Origin of the sequence: Bradyrhizobium sp. CCGUVB1N3, from assembly GCF_024199925.1 — a bacterium.
Classification (GTDB): domain Bacteria; phylum Pseudomonadota; class Alphaproteobacteria; order Rhizobiales; family Xanthobacteraceae; genus Bradyrhizobium.
In genome coordinates, this window is sequence record NZ_JANADR010000001.1 from 6,605,012 (window position 1) to 6,621,762 (window position 16,751).

Annotated in this window: 14 protein-coding genes, 1 tRNA gene and 1 pseudogene; 5 read left to right on the forward strand and 11 right to left on the reverse strand. The window is 63.2% G+C overall.

Features of this window, described 5'->3' with window-relative positions; all coding sequences use genetic code 11:
- The first annotated feature begins 39 nt into the window (after positions 1-39).
- The 4 genes from NLM33_RS31485 to NLM33_RS31500 all read left to right on the forward strand — a co-directional run bounded on the left by NLM33_RS31485 (position 40) and on the right by NLM33_RS31500 (position 6,478).
- A complete protein-coding gene (locus tag NLM33_RS31485; RefSeq protein ID WP_254102020.1) occupies positions 40-2,109 on the forward strand; it encodes a methyl-accepting chemotaxis protein in 2,070 nt (689 codons plus the stop codon).
- A 372-nt stretch (positions 2,110-2,481) separates the two neighbouring features.
- Positions 2,482-3,960, forward strand: a complete 1,479-nt coding sequence (locus tag NLM33_RS31490) for an MFS transporter (protein WP_254102021.1) — start codon at positions 2,482-2,484, stop codon at positions 3,958-3,960.
- Between the two features lie 3 nt (positions 3,961-3,963).
- Entirely contained in the window at positions 3,964-4,773 is an 810-nt protein-coding gene (gene otsB, locus NLM33_RS31495; protein WP_254102022.1) for a trehalose-phosphatase, read from the forward strand.
- A gap of 241 nt (positions 4,774-5,014) precedes the next feature.
- Positions 5,015-6,478, forward strand: a complete 1,464-nt coding sequence (locus NLM33_RS31500; RefSeq protein ID WP_254102023.1) for a trehalose-6-phosphate synthase — start codon at positions 5,015-5,017, stop codon at positions 6,476-6,478.
- Positions 6,479-6,669: 191 nt separating this feature from the next.
- On the opposite strand, the gene NLM33_RS31505 is transcribed toward NLM33_RS31500, so the two are convergent.
- Positions 6,670-7,008 (reverse strand): hypothetical protein, encoded by a 339-nt coding sequence (locus tag NLM33_RS31505; RefSeq protein WP_254102025.1) that lies wholly within the window; start codon positions 7,006-7,008, stop codon positions 6,670-6,672.
- Positions 7,009-7,208: 200 nt separating this feature from the next.
- Between NLM33_RS31505 and NLM33_RS31510 the strand changes: the two genes are divergently transcribed.
- Positions 7,209-7,298 (forward strand) — tRNA-Ser (locus NLM33_RS31510).
- Positions 7,299-7,589: 291 nt separating this feature from the next.
- Here NLM33_RS31510 and NLM33_RS31515 read toward each other — a convergent pair.
- The 10 genes and pseudogenes from NLM33_RS31515 to NLM33_RS49325 all read right to left on the reverse strand — a co-directional run.
- Positions 7,590-8,252, reverse strand: a complete 663-nt coding sequence (locus NLM33_RS31515) for an amino acid ABC transporter permease (RefSeq protein WP_254102027.1) — start codon at positions 8,250-8,252, stop codon at positions 7,590-7,592.
- Positions 8,249-8,911 (reverse strand): amino acid ABC transporter permease, encoded by a 663-nt coding sequence (locus NLM33_RS31520; RefSeq protein ID WP_254102030.1) that lies wholly within the window; start codon positions 8,909-8,911, stop codon positions 8,249-8,251. The genes NLM33_RS31515 and NLM33_RS31520 overlap by 4 nt, the downstream gene beginning before the upstream one ends.
- 54 nt (positions 8,912-8,965) lie before the next feature.
- Entirely contained in the window at positions 8,966-9,841 is an 876-nt protein-coding gene (locus tag NLM33_RS31525) for a transporter substrate-binding domain-containing protein (RefSeq protein WP_254102032.1), read from the reverse strand.
- A gap of 40 nt (positions 9,842-9,881) precedes the next feature.
- On the reverse strand, positions 9,882-10,631 hold the full coding sequence (locus tag NLM33_RS31530) for an amino acid ABC transporter ATP-binding protein (protein WP_254102034.1): 750 nt from the start codon (positions 10,629-10,631) through the stop codon (positions 9,882-9,884).
- Positions 10,632-10,650: 19 nt separating this feature from the next.
- Entirely contained in the window at positions 10,651-11,667 is a 1,017-nt protein-coding gene (locus NLM33_RS31535) for a glutamate cyclase domain-containing protein (protein ID WP_254102036.1), read from the reverse strand.
- On the reverse strand, positions 11,664-12,971 hold the full coding sequence (locus NLM33_RS31540) for an aminotransferase class I/II-fold pyridoxal phosphate-dependent enzyme (protein WP_254102038.1): 1,308 nt from the start codon (positions 12,969-12,971) through the stop codon (positions 11,664-11,666). Before NLM33_RS31540 ends, NLM33_RS31535 begins: the two co-directional genes overlap by 4 nt.
- Positions 12,972-13,180: 209 nt before the next feature.
- Positions 13,181-14,227: a glutamate cyclase domain-containing protein gene (locus NLM33_RS31545; protein ID WP_254102040.1), complete on the reverse strand. Its 1,047-nt coding sequence runs from the start codon at positions 14,225-14,227 to the stop codon at positions 13,181-13,183.
- A gap of 26 nt (positions 14,228-14,253) precedes the next feature.
- Positions 14,254-15,759, reverse strand: coding sequence for an aldehyde dehydrogenase family protein (locus tag NLM33_RS31550; protein WP_254102042.1), 1,506 nt, complete (start codon positions 15,757-15,759; stop codon positions 14,254-14,256).
- A 24-nt stretch (positions 15,760-15,783) separates the two neighbouring features.
- Positions 15,784-16,185 (reverse strand): NAD-binding protein, encoded by a 402-nt coding sequence (locus NLM33_RS49320; RefSeq protein WP_256570612.1) that lies wholly within the window; start codon positions 16,183-16,185, stop codon positions 15,784-15,786.
- A 15-nt stretch (positions 16,186-16,200) separates the two neighbouring features.
- Positions 16,201-16,683, reverse strand: a pseudogene (locus NLM33_RS49325) (NAD(P)-dependent oxidoreductase); the annotation flags it as partial.
- Positions 16,684-16,751 lie beyond the last annotated feature (68 nt).

Here is a 16,751-nt window from a genome sequence, read left to right on the forward strand (position 1 = left end):
GATTGCGGCTGGCTGGCCGCAGGTGAAATGGGGTGGGGCATGTCCGTCAAGTCCAAGGAAACTTCCAAGCAAACTTCGAAGGAAACGACGAAAGTAAAGCGCGCGATCCTTCCGACGTTGCGCTTCCGCGCGAAGATCATCCTCGGCTTTGCCGCCGTGCTGGTCATCCTGGCCGCCAGCATGGCCTTTGCCTATCTCGGCTTCGAGCGGGTCGCAGGCGCCGTGACGTCCTACCGGACCAGCGTGTCGGAAGCGGACCTCGCCCGGGGTGTCGATCGTGACATGATCTCCTACCAGGCGCTGGCGCGGGTCTACACGCTGACCGGCGCGGCCGATGATGAGACCGCGGCCAAGGCCGCCGAGGAGAGCCTCAAGTCGGCGATCGCGAAATCAATGGCCGCCACCACGGCGCCGGCGCGGCGCGAGCAAATCGGCAAGCTCCAACAGGAATTCCAGGCCTTCGCAAAAGTCTTCGCGGACATCGTCACGCTGACGCGCGAGAACAACAGGATTGCCGGCGAGGAGCTCAATGTCGTCGGGAACAAGATCCGCTTCAAGTTCGACGACCTCGCCGACACTGCGGCGCTGGCGGGGCTGCCGTCGGTGCAGACCACGGCCAAGGATATCACCTCGCAATATCTCGCCGTCTCCACCTCGGTCGGCGCCTTCGTCGCGAAACCCGAGACCAAGGCCGCCGACGGCATCACCGCGCGCATCAAGTTCCTGGAGACCCTTCTGGTCTCGATCTATGCCAGCGACCAGAAGATCACCGATCGCGTCACCGAGATCAGCAATCTCCTGAAGCAATACCGCGCCTCCTTCGCAAAATTGTCCGACGCCGTGAAGGCGGTTGCCAAGCTGAACGGCGAGATGACCAAGTTGGCCGCCGCCATCCTGAAACTCTCGAATGAACTGAGGTCGGACCTGACGGTTGACCAGCAGCGCATCGAGGCGAGTGCCAATGCAACGATCGGTGAGACCGAGCGGCTCATCCTGATGCTGGCGCTGGGCGGCCTTGCGATCGGCGCCGCGCTCGCGCTGACGCTCGGCAATGGCATCTCGCGGCCGATGATTGCGATGTGCAAGGCGATGCGGGAGCTTGCCTCGGGCAATTTCGAGGTCGTGCTGCCCGGTCTCGGCCGCAAGGACGAGATCGGCGAGATGGCCGGCGCGGTCGAAGAGTTCAAGATGCAGGCGGTGGCGAAAGCCGAGCGCGATGCGGCGGCCAGCGAAGCCCAGAACAAGGAGACGGCCGCGGAACGCCGCAATGAGCTGATCCGCTTTGCCGATGATTTCGAGACCGCGGTCGGCGCCATCGTCTCGAACGTGTCGGCTTCGGCCGTGCAGCTCGAATCGGCTGCCTCCACGCTGACCCGCACCGCCGAGACCACGCAGAGCCTGTCGAGCCAGGTCGCCGGGGTCTCCGAGCAGGCCTCCTCCAACATGCAGTCGGTCGCGACCGCGACCGAAGAGCTTTCGGCCTCGGTCGAAGAGATCGGCCGCCAGGTGCGGGACTCCAGCCGCATCGCGGAGGCCGCCGTCGTGCAGGCCAAGGAGACCGACGGCCGCATCGGAAAACTTTCGCACGCCGCCCAGCAGATCGGCGAGGTCGTCAAGCTGATCACGGCGATCGCCGAGCAGACCAATCTTCTGGCATTGAACGCCACGATCGAAGCGGCCCGCGCCGGCGAAGCCGGCCGCGGCTTTGCGGTGGTCGCCAGCGAAGTGAAGTCGCTGGCGAGCCAGACCGCGAAGGCGACCGACGAGATCTCCTCGCATATTACGGGCATGCAGGGCGCGACCGCGGAGTCGGTTGCGGCGATCAAGGAGATCGGCGCCACCATCGGCCAGATCTCGACCATCGCGACCTCGATTGCGAGCGCGGTGGAAGAGCAGGGCGCCGCCACGCAGGAGATCGCCCGCAGCGTGCAGAACGTCGCGCAAGGCACTCAGACGGCGGCCACCGATATCGGCCAGGTCAATCGCGGCGCCGCCGAGACCGGCTCGGCCTCGGAAGAGGTGCTGAACTCGGCCAAAACGCTCTCCAGCGAAAGCACCCGGCTGCGTGCCGAACTCGATCGCTTCATGGCGAATATCAGGGCGGCGTAAGGCCCAGATCGCACCACTTGCTCCGCCGTCGTCCCGGCGAAGGCCGGGACCCCCGCGCAAGCGTTTGCGCTCGTCGCGATACCCCCAGGGAGAAGTTGTGGCGCAAGCGGGGCGCTGCACATTTTGATGTCGTTTTCGATGTTTTGCGCAAGGCGGGATGGCGTCGCGCGCGGCTTGATGTCAGATGCGCCGCCTTGCGCCTCGCAGTTTTGCGCGAATGTGTCGACTTTCTGACTTCAGCCATGCGTCAACTCCTTGCAGATCCTCTGAAAACGGCTGCGTCGTGAGGTGGTTCCCGATGGAACCTGACCTCGACGCAAACGTTGTCGATGGACGCGGATTGAATCAGGCCGCACCTCCAGCAATAGCGCGATGGACTTGCAGCAAACCCCAGCGCTGAATTTTGATTCTGCGGTCTCGGCGGCGGCGCATGATCGCGTCGTCGAGACCAGCATCCCCTCGCGCCTCGACGCGCTGCCGTGGAGCGGCTTCCACACCCGCGTCGTGCTGGCGCTCGGCATCACCTGGATTCTCGATGGGCTGGAGGTCACATTGGCCGGCGCGCTCTCCGGCGCCTTGAAGCAAAGCGCGACGCTGCACTTCTCCAATCTGGATCTCGGCTTCGCCAACTCCGCCTATCTTGCCGGCGCGGTGCTGGGCGCGCTCGGCTTCGGCTGGCTGACCGATCGCATCGGGCGCAAGAAATTGTTCTTCATCACGCTGGCCGTCTATCTGTCCGCCACCGCCGCGACCGCGCTGTCGTGGAACATCGCGAGCTACGCGCTGTTTCGTTTCCTCACCGGCGCCGGCATCGGCGGCGAATACACCGCGATCAACTCGACCATCCAGGAGTTGGTGCCGGCGCGCTACCGCGGCTGGACCGATCTCGTCATCAACGGCAGCTTCTGGATCGGCGCCGCCATGGGCGCGGTGAGCGCCATCATCCTGCTCGATCCCGCCGTGATCGGTCCCGAGCTCGGCTGGCGCCTCGCTTATCTCATCGGCGCGACGATCGGTCTGGTCGTGCTGTTCATGCGGATGTGGATTCCGGAGAGCCCGCGCTGGCTGATGATCCACGGTCGCCCCGACGAAGCCCACGCGATCGTCGACGACATCGAGCGGTCCGTGATCGGCCATCGGCAGAGCGAGACCGCCTTGACGAAGATTCGTATCAAAATGCGCGATCACACTCCGCTTCGTGAGGTCGTGCATACGCTGTTCTCGGTCTATCGACAGCGCGCGCTGGTGGGACTGGTGCTGATGAGCGCGCAGGCCTTCTTCTACAACGCGATCTTCTTCACCTTCGCGCTGGTGCTGACCGACTTCTACGGCATCAGCGCCGATGGCGTCGGTTGGTACATCCTGCCGTTCGCCGCCGGCAATTTTCTGGGCCCGCTGCTGCTCGGCCGCCTGTTCGATACGCTCGGCCGCCGCACGATGATCGTGCTGACCTATGGCGCATCAGGCATCTTGCTTGCGATCTCGGGCTATCTGTTCTCGATCGGCGCGCTGAGCGCCCAGGGACAGACGATCGCCTGGATGGTGATCTTCTTCTTTGCTTCGCCTGCCGCGAGCGCCGCCTATCTCACCGTCAGCGAGACCTTTCCGCTGGAGGTGCGTGCGCTCGCGATCGCGGTGTTCTATGCGATCGGCACCGGCATTGGCGGGGTCGTGGGTCCCGCACTGTTCGGTGCGCTGATCGACACCGGCTCCCGCACCAGCGTGTTCGCAGGTTACCTTTTGGGATCGGTGCTGATGATCGCGGCCGCAATCGTGGCGTGGCGCTACGCCGTCGCTGCAGAGCGCAAACCGCTCGAACAAATCGCGCGGCCGCTTGCCTTTATGGAGTAGGCTATGAATTCGGAAGTGATGGACATACGAACCATGGAAGATGACGAGACGCCGGACTCGGTGCCGGTGCCGCAGGCCCTGGTGCCGCATCTCAGCGAGACGGCCATACTGCTCGACATCGACGGCACGCTTCTCGAACTGATGCCGACGCCGCGCGAGGTGTGGGTGCCGCCCGGCCTCTCGGAGACACTCAATCGCCTGGTCGAGCGGACCTCCGGTGCGCTCGCACTGGTCAGCGGACGCTCGCTCAACGACATCGATCTGATTTTCGCGCCGGATCAATTTCCGGCCGTCGGCGGCCACGGCGCAGAGATGCGCCTCGATGCCGATGCCGAGGCGGTGGCGAGCCACGCCCCGCCGATGGACAAGGAGTTGAAGCGGCGCCTGGCCGCGATCGCAAAGCTCTCACCCGGCATTCTGCTCGAGGACAAGGGTTACTCGCTTGCGCTGCATTATCGTCTCGCTCCGCATGCGGAGAAGGCGATCTATGCGGCCGTGTCGCTGATCCGTGCCGATCTGCCGAACGCGCCGATCGAGGTGCTGCCCGGCAAGTTCGTCTGCGAGATCAAGCATTCAGGCTTCACCAAAGCGAGCGGCGTGCGCGAGTTGATGACGCACGAGCCGTTCAAAGGTCGCCGTCCGCTGTTCATCGGCGATGACGTCACCGATGAAACAGTGTTCGCGATCATGCCCGACATGAACGGGCTCGCATTCTCGGTGGGACGTCGCGCGCGTGGCGTGAATGGTCACTTCGACTCACCCAGTGATGTGCGCGAGTTCCTCGCGCATCTGCTCGACGGCGATCCAAGGTAAAAGCAAGGCAGCGCCACGCGAGGGCCATAAACGCCTCGGAACCGCGTTGTGCGCGCGTGCTTCTTGCTGCGCAACAGGGAACGCAGAAAACTGTCTTTGCGTCGAATTTTTCGTTTCGGAGGACAAAATACAGTTCCGACGCGCGCGCCTGATTTTGGTTTCAATTGGTTGAAACCATGAACAGGAACCATATTGATGAACGCCAGTTAAACGAGGCGGAATAACAGGAGGGGACGACCCTGTGAATCTCGTCGTCGTGTCAAACCGCGTTGCGCGCGGCAAAGCCAACGAACCCATGACGGGCGGCCTCGCTGCCGCTCTGCTTCCCGTGGTGGAACATTCAGGAGCCATCTGGGTGGGTTCCTCGGGCCGGGTGCGCGATGGTCATCAGAAGGAACCGTTCGCCGAGATTGAAGCGCTCGGCACCGGTGCGCTGGCGACGCTGGATCTGCCGGCGGCGCATTACGGCGGCTATTACGAGGGCTTCGCCAATTCGGCGTTGTGGCCGGCGCTGCATTCGCGCAGCGATCTCATTCGCGTCTCGCACGGCGATTATCTCAGCTATCGCGAGGTCAACGCGTTCATGGCGCGCGCGCTGCTGCGTTTTCGCAAAGAGCGCACCGCCTTCTGGGTGCAGGATTATCATTTCCTCGCGCTCGGCGCGGAGCTACGCGAACTCGGCCTAGAGGATCCGATCGGCTTCTTCCTGCACACGCCGTGGCCGGTCCCCGCGGTGATCCAGGGCGTGCCGCATCATCGCGAGCTGATCGAGGCGATGCTCGGCTATGATCTCATCGGATTCCAGACCGCGGAGGATTGCCGGAATTTTCTCGGCTATGTCGGTCAGGAACTCGGATTGACGATCGAGGACGGCATCGTCACCTCCAAGCATGGCCGCACGCGATGCCAGGTGTTTCCGATCGGCATCGATGCGCAAAAATTCGCGCAGTATGCCGCCAAGTCGATCTCGCATCCCGACGTATCGCGGCTGCGCCGCAGCCTCAACGGCGAGAAGCTCGCGATCGGCGTCGACCGGCTCGACTACTCCAAGGGCCTCGTCAATCGCATCAGCGCGTTCGATCGCCTGTGGACCGAGCAGCCGCAGTTCTTGCGCAGCATCTCGCTGCTTCAGATCGCAAACCCCTCGCGCGGCGGCATCGAGGCCTATGGCAATCTCCAGAACGAGGTCGCGCGCCTCGTCACCGACGTCAACGGTCGCCACGGCGAGGTCGACTGGACGCCGATCCGGTATCTCAACAAGGGCTTTAGCCAGGCGGTGCTCGCGGGCCTCTATCGCACAGCGCAGGTCGGCGTGGTGACGCCGCTGCATGACGGCATGAACCTGGTTGCCAAGGAATATGTCGCCGCGCAAAACCCGGCCGATCCCGGCGTGCTCGTGCTGTCGAAATTCGCGGGCGCGGCCAACGAACTCGACACCGCGCTGGTGGTCAACCCGCACGACATCGACGGCATGGCGCGCGCGATCTCGATCGCAGCCTCGATGCCGCTCACCGAGCGCAAGATGCGCTGGGAGGCGATGATGAAGAAGCTGCGCGGGCACACCATCCAGCAATGGTCCGCCGACTTCGTTGCGGAGCTTGAGAAGAGCCGGACCGAGAAATCCACTGTCGCGCCATTGACCGCCCAGCCCCCGCAGGCGCTGCGCTGGCTGAAGTCGGCGATCTCGGGCGTGAGGTTGATTTAGCCCTCTTCTCTCTCTCTCTCTCTCCCCGTTCTTACGGGGCCGCGACGAGCTTCACTCGCGCTGAGAGGGTTGGGGTGAGGGGCCGCTTCCACAAAGACGGTAACAGACGGACACGCGGAGAGTCCCTCTCACCCGATCGCTTCGCGATCGACCTCTCCCCGCAAGCGGAGCGAGGTGAAAACAAGCAGCATTCAATAACAATACGACACGCCGTCCAGGATCGCGCAGCGCGTCTTGTTCGGCGCGTTGGGATCGTCCATCGGCACCATGCCGTTGCCCTGACCGACGAACACGCCCTGGCCGACATGCACCGATGATTTGTTGCCGATGATCACGCTCGGATGCGGCGACGCGCTCGAGCGGGTGCCGTCCGGCCAGAGGATGGCATTGCCCGCCAGCACCCCGCGCCGGCCGTCATCGCAGGTAACGTCGACGCCCTGGCGCGTGCACATCTGCGCGGCCGCTGGGCCTGAAATCACCGCGAAGATGGATACAAGGCCAAGCGCGGCGATGGCTCGAAAGCAGGTCATGGTGTCCCCTCTCATCTGTCGGAAGCGGGCTTCCGTGAATCGTCGCGCCAGAGCCGCCTTCGGTTCACCCCGGGGCAGTCCGGCCCACGCTTTGAAGGTCTATATATTCTCATTGAAATACAATAACTTAAGGAAATTTCGGGAGATCGGCCCGCAGTCCCTTGCAAAATCAGCGGCGCCCCTTCAAGAGAGGGCGCTCCGGAGAGATGGCCGAGTGGCTTAAGGCGCACGCTTGGAAAGCGTGTGTGCGGGAAACCGTACCGTGGGTTCGAATCCCACTCTCTCCGCCATATGTGATTGATTATACTAAAATTTTCTTGGTTTTTGGGCGCCGACTTCACACCCAAATAACTCGCTGTTTCGCTTGTCTCTTTATCTTCGCGCCATGAGATACTGCGCGTAGATCAACTGGTGCAGGTCGATCCGATGCGCGTCGCAAAATAGGATATCGGGGCGAGCAAAACGGACTCTCTGAGTGAAGCGCTATCAACCCGGAACTGAAATCATCTTTCGGACGAGGTTCACAGCGAACGCGCAGCTATTCATTGCCGTTGCTCGGCGATGAGATCGGGCCCGCTTTTTCAGTACCGAAGACGGCGTTCGATGGCATTAGCCAGCGCAGTCAACGCGTAGCAGATCACAAAGAACACGCCCAGTACGCCCAGGTAGATCTCGATAGCGTGGGACTGTCCGCTCCCAACATAGGCTAGTCTTTCGATCATTTGACGCGCCGATCCCAGGAGGTCCGAGACGCCGACAACGGAAGTCAGTGCGCTCGCTTGGACGAGGACGGTTAGCTGCCCGACATAGGGCGGTAACGCGCGCCGAAACGCTTGCGGCAGAATAACGAACACGAGAGCTTCCGTTGCGCTAAGGCCAAGCGCTCGCGCGCCCTGCTCCTGGCGGTGTGGAATGGAATTCAAGGCACCGCGAAAGACTTCACCGATGTTCGCCCCACCCCAAAGGCCCAGTCCGATGACGGCGGCCGTGAGTGGCCCCGTGCGAAGGCCAATTTGTGGAAGCGCGAAGAACACGAAGAGGAGGATCATCAGCGACGGCACGCCGCGGAACACATCGACGTAAATTCGTCCGATCAGGCGCGCGGAAGTGAGCGTGCTCTGCGACAACGCTGCGATCACGAGGCCAAGCATCGTCGCCAACACGACGGTGAGTAGCGAGATCCACAACGTGATGAGAAGTCCCTGACCAAGGTAAACGACGATGGGCCAAACCCAATTGTTCATTTAATAACTCCCAGTCCAGGAATCGCCAGCCTGCGCTCGAACGTGCGCGACACAGCGCTGAGAATGCTGCACACGAGCAGATACATGAGACAAGCAATGCCGAAGGTCTCGAACACCTTGAAGGTATCGGAGACGATCCGGTTGGCGACATAGGTCAGTTCCTGGTAGCCGACGACGATCATAAAGGACGACGACCTGAATTGCGTAATCGCCGTGGTCGTTGCTCCCGTGATTGCGATTCGCAGCGCGAGCGGCAACGTCACGTCGATAAAGGTCTGTAGTGCCGGCAAGCCGAGAGCGCGGGCCGCTGTCACTTCACCTTTCGGCACGGCGTCGAAGGCTGCTCTGAAGACTTCCGTTTGATAAGCGCCGCCCCACAATGCCAGCGCGAGCCAAGAGGTCTGGAATGGCGTCAGACTAATGCCGATATCCGGTAGCGCGTAGAACAGAAGAAAGATCTGCACGAGTAGCGGCGTGCAGCGGAATGTATTCACGAACCCGACGATCACCAGGCTGGCCACGGGGATTCGTGCATAGCGTATTGCTCCCAGCACGACTCCTATGCCGATTCCGATCGCTATACCGATCACGCTGATGAGGAGGCTGTTGCCTAGTCCCATCAGTAGCGCCGTAACCTCGGTCGCGAGATCGTCTTGCATGATAGCCGTCTCCGCCCAATCGCGTGGGGCGCCTTAGCGCCCCACGCGCCACCATCAGGACTTACACTCGAGGGGATCGACGCCGGCATAGTCGAGCTTGACCTTCGGCTCTGGGACGACATTGCGATACTTCGCGATCATGGTTGGATCCTTCACTTCGTCAGCGAAGGCCTTGTAGAAGGCGTCCTCCTCGCGCATCTTGGCGATCACGGCATTGATCCAGGCAAGCATGGCCGCATTGCCCTTCTTCACCCCGATACCCTGGATCGCGGGTGAGGCGAGTTCGCCAACGACTTTGAAGTTCTTGTTGTTCTGCACAAAATTGTAGTCGTAAACGTCGATGTAAGCGAAGGCGTCACTGCGACCCTGCACCAACATCGTCGAGGCGTCAGCCGGGCTTTGCGCTGTGATCAGGTTCGCTTTTGGGTGACACTTCTGGAGCCAGGTCTGATAGGTGCTTCCTGTCACCGTCACGACCGTGTGCCCCGCGAGGTCAGCATAATTGTTGATCGGAGAATCCTTCTTCACGACGAGCTGAAGATTGCTCAACCAGATCGGGTCCGAGAAGTCGACCTGCTCGGCTCGCGCCGGAGTGCGCGCGAGGGAGGCGAGCACGAGGTCGACCTTGCCCGATTGCAGAAATGGAATCCGGTTGCTGTCGTTCACGCATTGGGTCTGGAGACCGGCTTCACTGCCGAAGGCAAATGCGGCAATGCGCTTGACAAGTCCGTACTCAAAACCGGCTGGCTTTCCATCGAGGCCGACATAGCCCGCGGGCGGATACTGGCAGTTGATGCCGATCGTCAGGACGTTTGGTGTTGCGAGGTCCGCGGGCAGCGGCACGTCTACCTTGGTTTGCGCGATGGCCGGTAACCCCAGCATGGCAAACGACAGACCCGCGATCGCAGCTAAACATTTCGGCGTAATCATAAATCCTCTCCTGTTGAATTCCTTCGTTGCGTGGCAAGGCTCAGGCGTCGGTGTGTGATAGGAACTGCCGAGTTCGGTCGTGACTCGGTCGATCGAGGATGTCGGCCGGGTGTCCCTTTTCGACGACCACGCCGTCGGCCATGAACACGAGCGTGTCGCCGACCTCGCGCGCAAAGTTCATTTCATGCGTTACGACGAGCATGGTCATGCCGGAGCGGGCGAGATCCTTCATGACGTTCAAGACCTCGCGCACGAGCTGAGGGTCGAGCGCTGATGTGACCTCATCGAATAACATCACGTGGGGACGCATCATCAGAGCCCGAGCGATGGCGACCCGCTGCTGCTGGCCTCCGGAAAGCTGGTCCGGATAGCTGCCGGCTTTGTCCGCCAGTCCGACCTTCGCGAGCAGGTCCCGGGCTCGAGCTTCCGATTCCGCAATCGGCTCCTTCAAGACGCGTCGCGGGACCAAGGTTAGGTTTTTCAGGACGGTGAGGTGCGGAAACAGGTTGTAGTGCTGGAACACCATCCCCACGCGCTGGCGGACCTTATTCACGTCCTGCTTGCCAGAGAGCAGGTTCTCGCCCTCCAGCACGATCTCCCCGCCGGCAACCGGCTGAAGCATGTTGACCGTCCGCAGCAGCGAACTCTTGCCGCTGCCGCTCGCGCCGATAATGACGACGACCTCGCCTTGCCGGACGGACAGGTCAACACCCTTCAGGACTTCATTTGATCCGTACGAAACGCGAATTCCGCGCAAATCGAGGAAGGGTACGGTTGATCCGGTCGACATTGCGTGCCTCTCTCGGCTGTCATCGGAACGCTGGTCGAACGATCGCCGAGATCAGATCGGCCATCGCGACATGCGTCTGGAGAGGAATCCCGTCGACGTCGGCGTCGACGACGTTGCCGACCGAGTTGATCAAGCCGATATCGACACCGCGGCGCAGCAGGTTTTCCTCCATTTTGGGCGTATGGAGGAGGTCGGGCCGCTTCAGGCGTGCTGCGAGTGCCCCTAGGATGGCGTAGCAACCCCAGTTCGAGCAGGCGGCGGTGACAAGCACATCGGTACGGGTCACAGCGCCGATACCGGCACCACCTTCCGGCCGCGCATCGCCGAACTTCACGTGGCGCCGCACCGCGTCAGCGACCACGCCCATGCCGATCTCGTTGCCCCCGTCGCCCACGCAGACGCTCGGAATCCCACGCGCAAGCGCTTCGTCGAACAGGTGGTCGATCCGCGCCCGCCCCATGCCGTAGTCGATGCCGCGCATCGAGCAGTAGATGCCGTCGGCGTTACGCCCGACCCGCTCCGTTGAGAAAACCAGCGCTGGCTTCAACTCGTCGAGCAAGACGGCGGAGGCGGCCTTCGCCTCGCCGTCTGTCACAGGAAAGGAACGCGTGCTGGCGACGGCGAGGCTTCCATCGCCGCTCGCAATCCGCGCCTGATCGTAGGGCAATACCGAAAGGCCGGCGCTGGTCAGGATCTTGGCGGTACCGTCGAGCAGAGTTTCCTCCGCGACGACCACGCAGGTCACGCGCTTGGATAGAGCAAGAGCCCGAACGATCGCGGCGGCGCCGGCGGGGCCGTCGTTCTCGCCGATGGTCGGTGAGATCCAGGCACGCGAAACGGAGCCCGTGGTCACCACCACGGTCGCGCCCGCGGGAATCGCAGCGAGCGCCTCGGCGGCGGCGCCGCACAGGGAACCGCCTTGGCGTGTGCGCGCTACTTCGTAAAGATGTTCGACACCTCGGCCGCCGAGATCGAGATTAACCAGCCGATCGAGCCGGTCATCCAGGCCTGCGAATGTCGTGTTGACGGCGCTCATGCCTGATCTCCCAGAATGAGCCGCGAGATCGTGGTAACTTCGTCGATCCGCGCGGCCAGGTGATTGACTGCAGCGTCGACGGCGGCGACGACGGCGTTCTGGCCTCCAACTCGCCCGATCGCATCGAGGGTCGGTTTCAGGCGCAGTGACACGCGTGCCCCGGGCTGGCCATGGGTGTTGACCGTGAGGATCCCGGCGTCGCGCAGGAGGACCATTCCGAGCGCAGAGGAGATTTCGCAGGGGACGAGCCCAAAGTTTTCTGCGGAACGGCCAGCGCGCCGCAGGACAAGGGCGAGCAGGTCCTGCTCGTCGACCATGGGTCCGAGATCGCTGACGGACACGATGTCGCGGCCGAGCTTTTCGGCAAGCGCGACCGCGAGTGCCTGTCCGGACCGTGCTTCCTCCAGCAGATCCTCAGGTCGAAAGCTCTGGAGGGACCGCATGGCGCCAGCGGCGATCGGCGCGCGGGCTTCCATTCCGAATTCAGCACCTTTCGCCGACGCAGCCGTGACGAGATTGGCGCGGCCGGCAAGCACGCCCGCGCGCGGTCCGGCGAGACCCGCCTTGTCGCAGTTGGTGATTGCGAGGTCGGCCCCGAGGGCGAGGCCGGGCTTGCCGCCGTGGAGCACGGGACGCAGCCGGGCACCATAGGCATCGTCCACGAGAACGATGCCGCCTGCCGCGTGGGTGGCCTCGACGACGGCGGAGGTTATGGCATCATCGAGTAGTTCGAGAGCACTGGTCACGGTGGTGACGACGACGAGCTGAGGCTTCGCTTTGGCCAGTGCCGCCCGCCAGTCGCGGTCGCCTCCGATTTCGACGAGCTCAACTCGCGCGATGGCGCATCCTCGGATCACCGACGCGTGCGATCGTCCGCCAGGGGGAACGATTGAAATGACCCGGCTGCCGCCAGCAAGAGCGGCGATGGTGGCAATGATTCCCGCGCTGGTGCGGTTGAATACGGCGACACCATCCTCGCTCCTACCTCCGAGGTGGGAAATCGCGACGTCTCGGAGATCATTGGCGAAGAGGCCTGGGCCGACCCATTCCTCGCACAGTGTTGCGAGGTCCTCAGGTTTGAGCGGAAAGTCTCGCTGATTTCCGGTGAACACACCGATGGAACGCGGGCCGAGCTTGCGGACGCGATCAGCCGCTACGGCCTGCCCCTGACGAAGGCGGCGCGCTTCGTCGATACTGGATCGGATGATGGTGCCGCGCGCAAAACCGACGACCGGGTCGATAATATTGCCGAAACGATCTGTGGGCCCCGGGGACTGCGATTTCGACTCGGTGGCGGCTGTCATGAGCTTCTCCTAGAACCAGCGTGACTTGGCGGCGCGGACAACCAGGAAGCCGAGGCGACAGGTGACGCGGGATGAAATCGGCATTCGTGTTATGAGCGTTCGGCGAAAGCGTCTCGCCGCGCGAATACGCCAGGCGAGGCACTCTCGGTGCTTAGCGCCCGGGACAAGACCGATGAAGTCGGGTCCGACTGCGGGGTCGTAGCTCGGCGTCACGGCTTCACCTCCCGAGACCGCAGACGCGACGATGAGGCGCGACCAGGTTCGGTCATTGAGCTTGCGACGATGCTTTCGAGCAGGCTGACAAAGCCCCGATGACCGCTCTCAGGGACACCATCGACGCGGGGCTCGGCGCTTGCCGTCGCACCATCACGAGCGCCTGCGCCAACACAGGCTTTGATCAACTTCCCTTCGAGAGTGTCGCCGTGAAGCAGGTCAGGACTGCCAAGACCGACAGCAAGTCCGGCGCAAACGGCGTAGGCGCCCCAGTTCGATATTGCCGCGCTGACGATCACGTCAGTCTCGACAGTCGTGACCACGAAACCGTTGGGATGGAACGCGGCCAGCGGCGTCCGCACCGCGCCAAAGCCAACTTCGTTTCCGCCGTCGCCAATCCCTATGGTCAAACGCTTGGCCGTGCGGCCAGCCTGCGCGAGCAGATGGAGATGCGCCATCGTGCCGGCGGGGCGGCGATCGCCCCGGACGCCGTGGAAGTGGCCATCCTGGTTGGGGCCGTCGAGCTCGACAAAGACAATCGCCGATGGCTGGCATCTCGCGAGCAACGCTTCGACGGCTTTGGGTCCATGCTTGGGATGAGGCGGGATTGTCTCCACATTGATCGGCCTTGCCGTGGAGGATCCAACAAGTGCGGCGCAGGCTTCCACCGGCTTGGAATGAGCCTCCTCTGAGACGATCGTGACCTGGGCGCCAAGACCGAGGGCCATCGCCCGGGCAAGGACGGCGGCACCTGGCGGTCCGTCGGTCTCGCCCTGCGGCAGCTTGGGTGGAACGCCGGCGCCGGTCGCGACGATGACGTGGTCTCCGTAGGCGACGCGCGACATGAGGGTCCTGGCGGCCAACGTGGACAACGGCTCGCCATGATGGCGACGGCAGATCTCGTACATCGGAACAACGAGACCTGGTGGAAGTCCGCCCGAGAGGGGACGGGATTCGATCGTCATCAGACGATCGAACCGCTCACCCGCCATGGCCAAAAGAGGGTCCGGACCCGCGGAGTCTTCGGTTAGGAGCATGGCCATGGCGACCTCTTCGCTTATCTCGCGGCTTACACCGTGACGGTCACGCTCTTGCGATAGGTGTAGCTTTCGAGAGCTCCCTCGATCGAATATTCGGCGCCGATGCCGCTCTGTTTGGCCCCACCGTAGGACATGCCCGGAATCTGGCCGCCGGCGCGGTTGATCTGGAGCCAGCCCGCATCGATTCGCTCGGCGGCGCGCAGGGCGGTGGTGATGTCGTTCGTGAAGATGTAGGCGGCCAGGCCGTAGTGGGTGTCGTTCGCCCAGCCGATCATTTCGTCTTCGTTCGTCCATGGGATCGCAACCAGGACGGGGCCGAAAACTTCCTCGCGTACAACACGCCAGCTATTGTCGACGCCCGTCAGCACGACGGGGCCCGGCATGAAGCCGTCCGAATCATTGGCAGGAGCCGGTACCTGGCCGATCTCGACTTTCGCGCCGCGATCGACGGCCTCGCGGATGAAGGCGCAGACCTCTCCGTAGCGCTCAGCGTTGATGATCGCGCCGATGTCGGAGGTTTCGTCGAGGGCGTCGCCAACCTTCATGGCCTTCAGTTTTTCGACCACCTTTGCGACGACCGGCTTGAACACGTCGCGGTGGACGAAAAGCCGCGAGCCTGCCGTGCAGGATTGTCCTTGGCGCGCGAAGCGCATGGCGTTGATGACGTTCGTCGCGCAGGTATCGAGTTGCTCGGGCGTCGCTGCATCGGGATAGACGATGCAAGGGCTCTTGCCGCCGAGCTCAAGGGTCACCTTTGCAATGCGGTCGGCGGCGGCGTGCGCCACGAGCTTGCCGACCTCGACCGAGCCCGTGAACGAGATCTTCGAGACGTCGGGGTGGTTCGAAAGCGGCGCACCCGCCTCAATGCCCGTCCCGGTGACGACGTTGAAGACGCCGGCCGGGAAAAGGTCGGCTGCAAGCTCCGCGACCTTGATGACGGCGAGCGGCGCATCCTCGGCGGGCTTCAGCACCAGCGTGTTACCGGTGCCGAGCGCCATACCGATCTTCACGGCCGCGAGAACGAGGGGAGAGTTCCAGGGGATGATCGCGCCCACGACGCCAAGCGGCTCTCGCGTCGTGTAGCTGAAGATGCCCGGACCGAGCGGTAGCGTCTCGCCCTTCTGTTCGGATACGACACCGCCGTAGTAGCGCAGGACCTCGGCCGTGCTCGCGACCTCGGGCCGGCTTTGCGTGCGTAGCGCATTGCCGGTTTCGGCCGCGAGAACCTTGGCGATTTCTTCCGCATGAGCCGTAACGCGATTGCCAAGCTCCGTCAGGAGTGCTCCGCGAGCTCGGGCTGCCATGCGCCGCCAGGCAGGAAAGGCCTTCTTCGCCGCCGCGACGGCGGCGTCGACGTCTTGCTTGTCCGCGGCGCCGACCCTGGCAATGGTGTCGCGCCGACAGGGGTTCTCGACCGCCATCGTGCGGTCCGAGATCGGCTTGACCCATTGGCCGCCGATGAGGTTGCCGGCAAGCCCGGCGCGGGGCAGCGTCAGTTCGGAGTCGTAGCGGGAAGTGGCGCGTTGCGCGGTCATGAGATCTTTCCTTGGCCTTTGAAATTATGCTGCCGGCTGACGGAGATTGACCTTGAGCAGCCGCTCATAGACCTCCGAGACACTCGTGGAATCTTTTCCGCCGAGACCTTCCGCGCGGGCGGTGTTGTAGATCTGGCGAACGAGCTGCCCGAGGTACATTGGCGAAGCCGTGAATTCGTCGAGTGCGAGCGAGATGTCCTTGTGCATCAGGTCGAGCGCGAAGAACGCGGGGCGCTCCTGAGTGAAGAGCGTCTTGCCCAGCCAATCGAGCATCTTGCTGCCGGCGAGGCCGCCGCCGAGGACCTCAAGCAGCACGTCGAGCTTCGCGCCCGACTTCACGCTTGCCGCGAGAACCTCGCCGAGCGCCACCGTGTTGATGGCGGTCAGCAGGTTGTGGCTGAGCTTCATGAGTTGCCCCGAACCCACCGGTCCGCAATGAATGATCTTGCCCGCCAGCGTCTCGAGGACGGGGCGCGTCGCGCCCAGCACGGCCTGGTCGCCCCCGATCATGATGAGAAGCTTGCCGTTCTCTGCGCCGGCGACGCCGCCGCTGACCGGAGCATCCAGATATCCGACGCCGGCTCCGTTACAGATCGCAGCGACCGCCTTGGTGGTGGCGGGATCGACCGTGCTGAAATCGACCACGATCGCGCCCTTCTTTGCCGCGGCGAGGATCCCGTCCTCGCCGGTCACTGCCGTGCGCAGGGCCGCTGGCGAGGGGAGGCTCGCGAGAATGAAATCGGCGCCGTTAGCTGCTGCTTTCGGACTCGTGGCAGCTTCGACGCCAGCCGCGGCAAGGCTGGCGACAGCCGGCGTGTTGGGATCGAAGGCCCGCACCTTGTGACCGGCTGCGGCAAGCCGCCGCGCCATATGTGAACCCATGCGGCCAACACCCAAGAAGGCGATCGTCGGCATCGATAAATCCTCGCGATATTGGCCAAAAGGCCGATGGAATGGCCGGCAATCACGAGCGCATCTTTGGCGGCGATCGC

Bases quoted from the DNA above. Each gene is read 5' to 3' on its own strand.
- NLM33_RS31485 (WP_254102020.1), top strand. From the start codon at position 40: ATGTCCGTCAAGTCCAAGGAAACTTCCAAGCAAACTTCGAAGGAAACG.
- NLM33_RS31490 (WP_254102021.1), top strand. From the start codon at position 2,482: ATGGACTTGCAGCAAACCCCAGCGCTGAATTTTGATTCTGCGGTCTCG.
- otsB (WP_254102022.1), top strand. From the start codon at position 3,964: ATGAATTCGGAAGTGATGGACATACGAACCATGGAAGATGACGAGACG.
- NLM33_RS31505 (WP_254102025.1), bottom strand. From the start codon at position 7,008: ATGACCTGCTTTCGAGCCATCGCCGCGCTTGGCCTTGTATCCATCTTC.
- NLM33_RS31515 (WP_254102027.1), bottom strand. From the start codon at position 8,252: ATGAACAATTGGGTTTGGCCCATCGTCGTTTACCTTGGTCAGGGACTT.
- NLM33_RS31520 (WP_254102030.1), bottom strand. From the start codon at position 8,911: ATGCAAGACGATCTCGCGACCGAGGTTACGGCGCTACTGATGGGACTA.
- NLM33_RS31525 (WP_254102032.1), bottom strand. From the start codon at position 9,841: ATGATTACGCCGAAATGTTTAGCTGCGATCGCGGGTCTGTCGTTTGCC.
- NLM33_RS31530 (WP_254102034.1), bottom strand. From the start codon at position 10,631: ATGTCGACCGGATCAACCGTACCCTTCCTCGATTTGCGCGGAATTCGC.
- NLM33_RS31535 (WP_254102036.1), bottom strand. From the start codon at position 11,667: ATGAGCGCCGTCAACACGACATTCGCAGGCCTGGATGACCGGCTCGAT.
- NLM33_RS31540 (WP_254102038.1), bottom strand. From the start codon at position 12,971: ATGACAGCCGCCACCGAGTCGAAATCGCAGTCCCCGGGGCCCACAGAT.
- NLM33_RS31545 (WP_254102040.1), bottom strand. From the start codon at position 14,227: ATGGCCATGCTCCTAACCGAAGACTCCGCGGGTCCGGACCCTCTTTTG.
- NLM33_RS31550 (WP_254102042.1), bottom strand. From the start codon at position 15,759: ATGACCGCGCAACGCGCCACTTCCCGCTACGACTCCGAACTGACGCTG.